The organism is Streptomyces sp. LS1784 (assembly GCF_020103755.1).
In the GTDB taxonomy this organism is placed as follows: Bacteria; Actinomycetota; Actinomycetes; order Streptomycetales; family Streptomycetaceae; genus Kitasatospora.
On record NZ_JAHSQD010000282.1, the window covers coordinates 1 to 10,610 of the forward strand.

Here is a 10,610-nt window from a genome sequence, read left to right on the forward strand (position 1 = left end):
AGCCGCCCGTCCCGGCCGACGCCGCCCGGACCGCGCCGCGCCCGATGGCCGAACTCCCGGCCGCCGACCAGCGGTCCGCCGCCGATCAGCCGTCGGCCCCGACCGGCGAGCTGGCCAACACCCGCCGGCTGCTGGTCTGGCCCGAGCCCGACCCGGCCACCAAGCAGGCCCTCCAGGCGCGCGGCTACCTGCCGGTGATCGTCCGCTCCCGCGAGGAGGTGGACGCTCAGGTCCCCGGCTTCCCCGCCGCCCTCTTCGTCGACCCGCTGACCGGACCGATCACCCGCACCGCGCTCCAGTCGCTGCGTACCGCGGCGCTCAACCGCCGGGTCCCGGTGCTGGTCACCGCCGGCCTCGGCCAGGCCACCCGGGACGCCGCGTACGGGGCCGACCCGGCCGTCCTGCTGCGCGCCCTCTCCCCGCGCGACGGCGAGCACCACGCCCCGCGGGTGCTGCTGGTCGAGGGCGACCCGGACATCGCCGCCGCCATGATCAGCAGCCTGGAACGGCGCGGCATGCACGTCGAGCACGCGGTGGACGAGAACGACGCGGTGGCCCGGGCCAGCAGCGTGCAGCCCAACCTGGTGGTGATGGACCTGCTGCAGATCCGCCGCCGCCGGGTCGGCCTGCTGGACTGGCTGCGCGCCAACGACCGACTGCACCGCACCCCGCTGGTGGTCTACACCTCGGTGGACCTCGACCCGCGCGAACTGCCCCGGCTGCGCACCGGCGAGACGGTGCTGTTCCTCGCCGAGCGCTCGACCAGCGAGGACGTCCAGTCCCGGATCGTCGACCTGCTCGGGCGGATCGGCGCGATGGGCGAGGCGGGCGTCGCCGCCGCGGGCTGAGACGCGGACACGCGAGGAGGCCGGGACCGTACGGACCCGGCCTCCTCGCGTTCGCGGCTACTCCTTGCCGAGCACCGTCACGTCCAGCTCCTGCGCCGCGTAGCTGGCCCGGATCACCTTCTTGTCGAACTTGCCGACCGAGGTCTTCGGCACCGACTCCACGATCGACCAGCGCTCCGGCAGCTGCCAGGAGGCGATCCGCTCGCCCAGGAAGGCCCGCAGCTCCTTCAGCCCGGCGGTCGCGCCCGGGCGCAGCACCACGGTGGCCAGCGGGCGCTCGCCCCACTTGTCGTCCGGGACGGCGACCACGGCGGCCTCGGCCACGTCGGGGTGGGCCATCAGGGCGTTCTCCAGCTCGACCGAGGAGATCCACTCGCCGCCGGACTTGATGACGTCCTTGGCCCGGTCGGTGAGGGTCAGGTAGCCGTCGGCGGTGATGGTGCCGACGTCGCCGGTGCGCAGCCAGCCGTCCTCGGAGAACTTGTCGTCCGGGCGGACCGGGTCCTGGCCGGCGCCGCCGTAGTACGCCCCGGCGATCCACGGGCCGCGCACCTCCAGCTCGCCCGCCGAGACGCCGTCGTGCGGCATCCGCTCGCCGCCCGGGCCGATCAGCCGGGCCTCGACCGAGGCCGGGAAGATGCCCTGGGTGATCCGGTACGGCCACTCCTGCTCGGGGGTGAGGCCGCCCGGCGGCTGGGCGAAGCAGCCGAGCGGGGAGGTCTCGGTCATGCCCCAGGCGTGCAGCACCCGGATGCCGTGGCGCTCCTCGTAGGCCTTCATCAGCGACGGCGGGCAGGCGCTGCCGCCGATCACCACCATGCGCAGGCTGGAGGTGTCGTAGTCGCCCGCGTCGAGCTCGTCCAGCAGGCCGGCCCAGATGGTGGGGACGGCGGCGCTGACGGTGGGCTTCACCGCGGCGATCATCTCGGCCATCGGCTTGGGCTGGAGGAAGCGGTCCGGCATCAGCAGGTTGGCACCGGACATGAAGGCCGCGTGCGGGATGCCCCAGGCCTGGACGTGGAACATCGGCACCACCGGCAGCGCGGTGTCGCGCGGGGTGAAGGCGAAGTTGTCACCGGTGTTGACCTGGAGGCAGTGCAGGTAGACCGAGCGGTGGCTGTAGAGCACGCCCTTCGGGTCCCCGGTGGTGCCGGAGGTGTAGCAGAGCACGGCGGCCTGCCGCTCGTCTATGTCGTGCTGCCACGGGTACTCGGCGGGCCGGCCGGCGATCAGCTCCTCGTAGTCGTGCACGCCGCCCGCGAAGCCGGCCAGCAGGGAGCGGTCGCCGGGGCCGCTCACCACGATGTGCCTGAGGGTCGGCGCGAGGTCCGGGAGGACGGCGGCGAGCAGCGGCAGGACGGTGCCGTTGACGATGATCACGCGGTCGGCGGCGTGGTTGATGATGAACGACAGCTGCTGGGAGGGCAGTCGCAGGTTCAGCGTGTGCAACACGGCCCCCATCGAGGGGACGGCGAGGTACGCCTCCAGGTGCTCGGTGTTGTTCCACATCAGGGTGGCGACCCGGTCGTCCGCGCTCACCCCCAGCTCGTCGCGCAGCGCACAGGCGAGCTGCGCGGCCCGCGCACCGACCTCGGCGTAGCTGCGGACGACCGGCCCGGTGCCGTCCCAGGTGGTCACGGTCGAGCGGCCGTGGATCGTGGACCCGTGCTCCAGGATTCGGGCGACGGTGAGCGGTACGTCCTGCATCGTGCTGAACACGGGTCCTCCTTGACCTGGCGGCACTGGCGGCTGCGCCTGCGGCACCTACCGGGCGGTAATGCGCGCGGACGTGCCCGATTGTGCCGCCCCCACCCCCCGCTGTCAGTATCCCGACCCCGTTGCACGGATCACGGATTCGTCCCGGTTCGGCCCTCCGGCCTCTCCCGAAGCCAGAAGGGCAGCGCGGCCCGCACGTCCGCCGGAACGCCCGAATACTCCGCGACGGCCACGGTCCGGCTCCGCCACACCCCGTCGGCACCCGCCTCGACCACCCGCACCTCGTCCTCAGCGGTGACTGCGGCCCGGCGCCGGTTGGTGAAGATCCACACCTGTGTGCCGCCCTCCTGCCACCGGTACTCCGGCTGGTCCTTCCTGCTGTCGTAGAGCGTGTCGTCCCGCCACAGCACGTCGTTCAGCGTGCCCTCGCCGCGCTTCGACGGCGTGTACGCCCGCACCACCCCGCGCCACCGCTTGCCCCCGTCCGGCCCCGCGCTCTCCTCCACCTCCAGCGCGAACCGGTCGTACGGCGCCCGCACCCAGTAGTCGGGCCGGGCCGCTCCCTCCGCGTGCAGCCGGTTGGTGTACACCGCCGGCGGCCCGTCCGCCCCGCCCCCGCACCCGGTCAGCACCAGCCCGACCGCCAGCACCGCGGCCACCCGTCCGCCCCTCCGCATCACAGGTCAGGGCCGGTCGGGGCGGCAGAGGCGGAGGGAGTTGGCCGGGTCGGGGGTGTAGGCGGGGTCGAGGGTCCAGCCCTGTTCGGCGGCGATGCGGAGGGCCTGGTGGGCGCCGGCGCCGCGGTAGGTGGCGCGGTTGAGCCGGATGCGGTGCACGAGGGTGCCGTCGGGGGTGCGGGTGCCGTCGGAGGAGGCGCCGGTGCGCTTGGTGTCGCGCTGGAGGATGCGGCGGATGTGGCGGTCCCAGGCGGCGGGGCTGTTGGTGAACTCGGCGCGGAAGGCGCGCGGGCCGACCGTCCAGCGGGCGCCCCAGCGGTCCCAGTGGTCGGGCTCGGGGCGGTTCACCCAGAAGGTGAGCAGACCGTACACCGGGACGTAGACGATCTGGAGCAGGAAGACGAACGGCAGCAGCGGCGCGAAGCGGACCGGCTGCGGGCCCCACGGGGTGCCGGGGGCGGCGGGCGGGTCCTGCGGGGAGGGTGCGTTCGGGGTGGCCGGGGCGGGGAAGTGGCGGGCGAGCCGGACGTGTCCGGCGTCGGTCCCGGACGCCACGCCGTGCCAGCCGTGCTGCTCGGCGAGCCGCACCACGCCGGCCGCGCCGAGGCCGCGGTAGAGCCGCAGTGCGAGCCGGGTCCGCACCACCCGACCGAGGTCGGCCTGCACCTCGCCGCCGCCGGCCGCGTGCGTCGCCTCGGCGGCGGCGATCCGGCGCGCCAGGATCGGGGCGACGTAGCGCTCCCAGTGCTCCGGCCGGCCGGTGAGCTCGGCCCGCAGCCGGCGCGGGGGAATGAAGCTGCGGTTGACCTTCAACCAGCCGTCCGAACTGGGGCCTCCCCCGCTGTAGTCCGCGAAGATCAGGACGATGAAGAGGAGCACCAGGCCGAGGACCCAGAGCGGCGCGTAGATCCACTGGAGGAGGAACTGGACCAGCACGGCCACGCGGTTGCGGCGCGGCGCGGGGCCGGGAAAACCGCCGGGGCGGCCGACTCCAGGCTGCGGCGGGGTACCGAACCCGGCGGCGGCGTACGGCTGTTGGGGACTGGGGTGGGCCTGCTGCGGCGGGACGGGCTGCGGCTGCCGGGGCGGGTACGGCTGCTGAGGCGGGTACGGCTGCTGAGGCGGGTACGACTGCTGCGGCGGCGGCACCGGCTGCGCGTACGGGTTCTGCGCGTAGGGGCTCTGTCCGTACGGATTCTGCGCGTACGGCGCCTGCCCGTACGGGTTCTGCGGCGGCGGCGCGCCGTACCCGTCGGTGCCGCCGTGCCCCTGGCCGTTCACCATGCCGTTCCCCCCGTGCTCGATCGGGGGCCACCCTATCTGCGGGTCTCAGGCGGCGGTCGGGCCGTCCACGTGGTTGCGGTCGACGGTGAGGGTCGCGCCGCCGAAGGTCTCCTCGACGTTGCCGTGGTACTGGTGGACGCGCTGGTGGAGGCTCCAGAGGTCGGGGGCGATACCGCCGGAGCCGGCCGTGTCGGCCTGGTCGTCCCAGCGGGCGTACCAGAGCGCGTCGGGCATCGGGGAGCTGCCGGCCCGGGCGGCGGCGGCGAGGTCCGCGATGCCGGAGTCGAGGCTGGAGTAGAAGCCCGAGCGGTAGTCGGCGGCGTGCAGGCCGGCCGTCCAGCCGAGGGTGAAGTCGACCACGGCCTGGCCACAGGCCGGGTCGCGCATCGGGTAGGCCTCGATGTCCAGGTAGACCGGGCTGCCCTCGGCCAGCCCGAGCGAACGCAGGGCCTGGGCGGCCTCAGCCGCCTCCTCCAGGCCCTGCTCGACGGCCCTCGCCGGGTCGATCCGCTTGGGCTTGTGGCTCAGGTCGGCGCACGGCGCCTGCAGTCCGACGTGCACCGGCAGGAACCGCCAGCCCAGCTCCCTCGCCTGGCGCACCCACTCGGCGGTGAGCCTCGACTGGCTGCAGCCGCGCTGGGAACCACTGGTGTAGATGCCGACCGCCCCGTACGGGGAGGTGCCGCGCCAGGCCCGCAGGGTGTCGAGCGGCGGTGCGGTGCAGGCGTCGAAGGCCCGGCCGTTCCAGGTGTCAAGGGGCCGGGGCGGGCCGGACCGGTGGGGCAGCGTGACGGCCCGGATACGGGGGGCGGCGACGGCGGCCGGGGCTGCGGCTTCGGCGCGCACGCCCGTCCCGTCGGTGGCCAGCGGGAGGACGAGGGCGGCGGCAAGGAGGGCGGCGGAGCGGAGATGGCGCACCCCGCCTTGATACTGACGAGCCGTCGGACGATCGCGGCAACCACGCCGCAGCACCCGCGCGGGCCCACCCTTTCAGACCTACCCGTCCGCATCCGTCCTGATTTTTGTAACGAGCTTGCCGGTTTGTCACTCCTTACGGCAAACTCACGCATATGCCCACCTCCCATACCAGCGAAACCCCCGCCGCCTCGTCGTCGGCCGCCGCCGTCGCCGAGGCCCTTGCCATGCCGCCCGCCCCCAAGGGCGAGCCTGCCGGCGAGCGGGGAAGCTGGCGACGAGGTGGGGCGTCCGGCCCCGCGGCGCCACCCGAAGTCCACCCCGGTCGGTCCACCGGCCGGTTCGGCAAGATCCTGCGGCGCCCGGAGAGGATCCCGGCGCCGCTTCTCTGTCTGACCGCGATGTTCCTGGTGCAGACCGGCATCGCGCTGTCCAAGCCACTGTTCGGCCCGCTCGGCGTCAGCGGCACGACCTTCCTGCGGCTCGGCTTCGCCGCCGTCATCCTGCTCGCCGTCACCCGGCCGAAGCTGCGCGACAAGCGCCCGCGCGACCTCGCCGCGGCCGCGCTGCTCGGCATGGCCTCGGCCGGGATGACCTTCCTGTTCGCCGGGGCGATCGACCGGCTACCGATGGGCACCGCCGCGACCATCGAGTTCCTCGGCCCGCTCGCGGTCGCGCTGGTCTTCGCCCGGCGCGCCAGCCACCTGCTCTGGGCGCTGCTCGCGGCCGCGGGTGTGGTGCTGCTGACCCTGCTCGGCGAAGGGGACGGCGGCGGGTCGCTCGACCCGATCGGCCTGCTGTACGCGTTCGGGGCGGCCGCCTGCTACGCCGCGTACATCCTGTTCACCGACAAGGTCGGCGCGGCCTTCCAGGGGTTCCAGGGCCTGGCGGTGTCGATGACGGTCGGCGCGCTGACGCTGGCGCCGTTCGGGCTCGGCCAGGCCTGGCACGGGCTTACCGCGCCCGGCGCCTCGCCGACGGCGCTGCTCGCCGCGGTGGCCGGGGTGTCGCTGCTGCTGCCGGTGATCCCGTACGCGCTGGAGATGACCGCGCTGCGACGGATGCCGCAGCGGGTGTTCAGCGTGCTGGTCAGCCTGGAGCCGGCGGTCAGTGCTCTGGTCGGGCTGGTGGTGCTGGGTCAGCTGCTGGGCGTGCCGCAGCTGGCCGGGATCGGCTGCGTGGTCGCGGCCAGCGTGGGCGCCACGCTGACCGGGCGGCGGTGACGGGCCTGTCGGCCTGCGGGCACGTAAGCCGCCCAACGGCTCAACGGCTCAACGGCTCACGGCTCACGGCTCACGGCTCACGGCCAGATCAGGGTGCGCGACCACTCCGGGGAGCTGACCGGGCCGGTGCGGGTGTAGCGCAGCCGGATGTGCCGGCGCTGGGCGTCGCCCTGCCAGAACTCCACCTCGTGCGCCCACAGGGTGTAGACCGCGTGCCCCGGCGGGACCGCGTCCGGGTGCGCCTCCAGCCGGCGGCGGGCGACCGCCACCGCCTCGTCGTACTCGGCGAACGAGCCCAACGGCTCGCTCTGCTGTCCGACCAGCGCGTGGACCCGGGCGGCGGGTGAGCGGGTGGCGAACTCGGCGGCGGCGACCAGGTCGGCGGCCCGTTCGACGGTGCCGCGCACCCGGACCTGGCGGCCCAGCTGTGGCCAGTAGACGGTCAGCGCGGCGGCGGGGTGGCCGGCGAGCTGGCGGCCCTTGGGGCTGTCGGCGTCCGCGGAGAAGTTCCAGCCGGTGCCGGCCGCATCGACGTCCCGCAGCACCAGCACCCGGGCGTCCGGCATGCCGTCGGCATCCACGGTCGAGAGGGTGAAGGCCTGCGGGTCCAGCACACCGGCGTGCAGCGCGGTGGCGAGCCAGTCCACGAACAGCGGGCCGGGCTCGGCGGGGGCGGCCTCGTGGTCGAAGGACGGCAGCGGGCGGGCCATCGGCGGGCGGCCGAGCAGCAGTTCGGGGACGGACCCGGGCCCGGGCCGGTGCTCGTGGACCGGATCGGCCGTCGGCTCCGGGCGCACCTCCGCCGCCGGCTCCGGCCCGGGCTCCGGTGCAGGCCTGGCCTCGCCGGGGCCGGTCAGGCCCTCCTCCTCCGCCGCCATCGCGCACCCTTCCTTCCGATTGCCGCGGTCGCCGCCCCGGCCGGGCCGGTCCTTCCGGGCCCGGGCACCTGGGTGCGCTGTCGGAGCGCAACCGTACCGCCGTACGCCGACGGCTCCGGGCGCGGGCCCTCGGTGGACGGATCAGGGCCGGTCGGCGGGGGATTCCGGGGTGGCCGAGCGGGGGAACCCGGGCCGGCCTCCGGGGAGTCCAGGGGCGCCGGACACACTCGTGGGCGGTGCCGATGGCGGCACCGCCCACGAGGCCGGTTTCGCGGTGACCCTTTCCGCCGGCCGGTCGAATGCGCTGTTCCCTCTGTTCCCTTTGGTCCCTCTGGTCCCTCTGGTGTGATGCGTTGGTACCTCGGTGTCCGTTCCGGCCGTTCCGTTCCGGTCCGGGCCCGCCCGCGGCTGCTCAGCTCACCCGCGGCCACCCACGTCCGGCGCCCCCGCCTTCCGTGGTGCCCGGTGCCGTCACTCGGCCGGGCGGTCGGTCAGCCGACGGTGTCGGAGACCACACCGGCGTCGGAACGGGCCCCGGTACCCGCTCCGCTGTCGGCGGCGGCGGCAGCACCGGCACCGGCCGACAGCAGGCCGGCCGCGAGCGGGCCGGCGAGCAGGATTTCGGCCATCCGACGGGTGTGGATGCGAGCCATGAATGCCTCCGAGAAGCTGTTAATCGTGCAATGGTCGATCAAGGTGTGCAAGGTTCGCCGGTCAGACGAACACCTGCGGGCTGCGACGCCGGAAGACAGCCTTCCGCAACAAATCGACAAAGCACTAGCCCGCAGGGCGTATTTCGCCCGTTAGCGTGATATCCACCCGACCCGCGCATAACGACCGGGAAATCGGACACCGCGCCGACACACCCCGGCCGAGCTGGGAGTTCACCCGGGCGGACGCCGACGGAGGCGCCCCGGTGGGAGGCGCAGCAGTATCACGCGATCCGCCAGGCGCACCATCCCGGCGCATACGAATCACAAACGCGCCCCTAAAAAGTTCGATCACCCTCCCATGTCGACTTTCCCAGCCATTCACAGACCATCGGAAAGTCACACCATGACGGCGGGGGTGCGGGCACAGAAGATCCGTCCAGGCGCACGGACATCAGATCATCTTGCCGGGATTCAGAATGCCCAGCGGATCGAAGACCGCCTTCAACCGCCGCTGCAGGTCCAACGCCACCGGGCCCAGCTCGCGGGCCAGCCAGTCCCGCTTCAGCAGCCCCACCCCGTGCTCCCCGGTGATCGTGCCGCCCAGCTCCAGCCCGAGCGCCATGATCTCGTCGAAGGAGCGCTGGGCGCGGGCCGTCTGCTCCCCGTCCGAGGCGTCGAAAATGACGATCGGGTGGGTGTTGCCGTCCCCGGCGTGACTGACCACCCCGATGGTCAGCCCGTGCCGCTCCGCGATCACCGCGACACCGTTCAGCATCTCCGCCAGCCGGGAGCGCGGCACCGCCACGTCGTCGATCATCGTGGTGCCCAGCCGGTCCAGCGCGGGCAGCGCCATCCGCCGGGCGGCCAGCAGCAGATCGGACTCCGCCTGGTCCTCGGCCGGCACCACCTCGGTCGCCCCGGCCTCCCGGCACAGCTGCGCGACCCGCGCCAGCTCGGCCACCCGGTCCGGCCCGTCGAAGGCCACCAGCAGCAGCGCCTGGGTGGACTCGGGCAGCCCCATCCGCCCCAACTCGTTGACGGCCCGCACCGAGACCGCGTCCATCAGCTCCATCAGCGACGGTGTCAGACCGCGCGCCATCACCTCGCAGACCGCCGCCCCGGCCGCGTCCGCGCTCGGGAACTCCGCCGCCAACGCCAGCTGCGGGGCCGGCGCCGGCCGCAGCGCCAGCACCGCCCGGACCACCACGCCGAGCGTCCCCTCCGAGCCGACGAACAGCCTGGTCAGGTCGTACCCGGCCACGCCCTTCGCCGTCCGGCGGCCGGTGGACAACAGCCGCCCGTCCGCCAGCACCACGTCCAGCCCGAGCACGTACTCGCTGGTGACGCCGTACTTCACGCAGCAGAGACCGCCCGCACCGGTGCCGATGTTGCCGCCGATCGTGCAGGACTCCCAGCTGGACGGGTCCGGCGGGTACGAGAGACCCGACTCCTCGGCAGCGCGGGAGAGTTCGGCGTTCACCACGCCGGGCTCGACCACCGCGATCCGGTTCACCGGGTCGATCTCCAGGATCCGGTTCAGCTTCACCAGCGACAGCACGACGCAGCCGTCCACCGCGTTCGCCGCACCCGACAGCCCGGTCCGGGCGCCCTGCGGCACCACGGGGACGCGCAGCTCGGTCGCGGTCCGCAGCACGTGCTGCACCTGCTCGACCGTCTCCGGGAACACCACCACGGCGGGCTGCCCGGCCGCGCAGAAGCCCGCCATGTCGTGGCGGTACGCGGCGGTCACGTCCGGGTCCACCACGAGGGCCCCGTCCGGGAGGCCCTGCGCCAGTCGGTCCGTCAGATCACTCATCGCCGCCTCCACTCGCCGCCTGCCCGCCTCCACCTCCGCACTCTGCCCGGACGGCAGGGGCCGGGCAAGTGGGCCGCACGGCGGACGGGCGGGGGCGGGAGGCGCCGCCCGAGCCGGCGGGGAGGGGCGCCGCGAAGCCTCCGGACGTGGGCGGCGGCCCGGGGGTACCGACCGGAAGGGCGACCGCGTGGCTCAGGCCCGGCGGAGGATCGGGGTGGCCAGGGCGGTGAGGCCTGCGGCAGCCGTGGCGAGGGCGCAGAGGATCGTCGGCAGGGTGGCACCCGCCGCGTCCGAGAGCAGGCCCAGCAGGGCGTTCGAGAGCACCAGGGCCAGGCTCTGCCCGAGCGTCAACAGGGCCTGGACGCGCGAGAGATGGGTCTGCGGTGCGCCGGTCAGCACCAGCGGGCCGAGGTGGCAGGCGAAGAGCCCCGAACCGAGGCCCGCCACCGTACTGCCGGCCACCGCCGCCACCGGTCCCGCGGCCGCCGCCAGCAGCGCGATCCCCGCCGACGCCGTACAGAGCCCGGCCGCCGCCCCCACACCGGCCCGGGGAAGCGTGCCCCGCCGGGCGACCAGGCCGGCCACCGCCAGCACCCCGGC

The 10,610-nt window shown here is 74.3% G+C and carries 9 protein-coding genes and 1 pseudogene; 2 read left to right on the forward strand and 8 right to left on the reverse strand.

The genetic code is table 11. The features are described 5' to 3' along the window. A partial coding sequence (locus tag KS423_RS27075; protein WP_224282388.1) for a PleD family two-component system response regulator occupies window positions 1–848 on the forward strand: 848 nt, incomplete at its 5' end. Between the two features lie 57 nt (window positions 849–905). Here the strand turns inward: KS423_RS27075 and KS423_RS27080 are convergent. The 4 genes from KS423_RS27080 to KS423_RS27095 form a co-directional block, all read right to left on the reverse strand. Continuing rightward, on the reverse strand, window positions 906–2,567 hold the full coding sequence (locus tag KS423_RS27080) for a long-chain fatty acid--CoA ligase (RefSeq protein ID WP_224282389.1): 1,662 nt from the start codon (window positions 2,565–2,567) through the stop codon (window positions 906–908). A gap of 128 nt (window positions 2,568–2,695) precedes the next feature. After that, entirely contained in the window at window positions 2,696–3,223 is a 528-nt protein-coding gene (locus tag KS423_RS27085; RefSeq protein ID WP_224282390.1) for a hypothetical protein, read from the reverse strand. 24 nt (window positions 3,224–3,247) lie between these two features. Further along, complete coding sequence (locus KS423_RS47525) at window positions 3,248–4,525, reverse strand: hypothetical protein (protein ID WP_263455275.1); 1,278 nt, start codon at window positions 4,523–4,525, stop codon at window positions 3,248–3,250. A 45-nt stretch (window positions 4,526–4,570) separates the two neighbouring features. Then, the gene (locus KS423_RS27095; protein WP_224282391.1) at window positions 4,571–5,443 is read right to left on the reverse strand and encodes a DUF1906 domain-containing protein; all 873 of its coding nucleotides are present in this window, start codon (window positions 5,441–5,443) and stop codon (window positions 4,571–4,573) included. 152 nt (window positions 5,444–5,595) lie between these two features. Between KS423_RS27095 and KS423_RS27100 the strand changes: the two genes are divergently transcribed. Continuing rightward, window positions 5,596–6,663 carry a DMT family transporter gene (locus KS423_RS27100; RefSeq protein WP_224282392.1) on the forward strand — a complete coding sequence of 356 codons (1,068 nt, stop codon included), beginning with the start codon at window positions 5,596–5,598 and terminating at the stop codon, window positions 6,661–6,663. A 77-nt stretch (window positions 6,664–6,740) separates the two neighbouring features. Here the strand turns inward: KS423_RS27100 and KS423_RS27105 are convergent, their stop codons facing one another. The 4 genes and pseudogenes from KS423_RS27105 to KS423_RS27120 all read right to left on the reverse strand — a co-directional run. Then, window positions 6,741–7,541 carry a pyridoxal 5'-phosphate synthase gene (locus KS423_RS27105; RefSeq protein WP_224282393.1) on the reverse strand — a complete coding sequence of 267 codons (801 nt, stop codon included), beginning with the start codon at window positions 7,539–7,541 and terminating at the stop codon, window positions 6,741–6,743. Window positions 7,542–8,032: 491 nt separating this feature from the next. Further along, window positions 8,033–8,245 (reverse strand): hypothetical protein, encoded by a 213-nt coding sequence (locus KS423_RS27110; RefSeq protein WP_224282394.1) that lies wholly within the window; start codon window positions 8,243–8,245, stop codon window positions 8,033–8,035. A 400-nt stretch (window positions 8,246–8,645) separates the two neighbouring features. Beyond that, a complete protein-coding gene (locus tag KS423_RS27115; RefSeq protein WP_224282395.1) occupies window positions 8,646–10,010 on the reverse strand; it encodes an FAD-binding oxidoreductase in 1,365 nt (454 codons plus the stop codon). A 192-nt stretch (window positions 10,011–10,202) separates the two neighbouring features. Continuing rightward, window positions 10,203–10,610 (reverse strand): annotated as a pseudogene (locus KS423_RS27120) (MFS transporter); the annotation flags it as partial.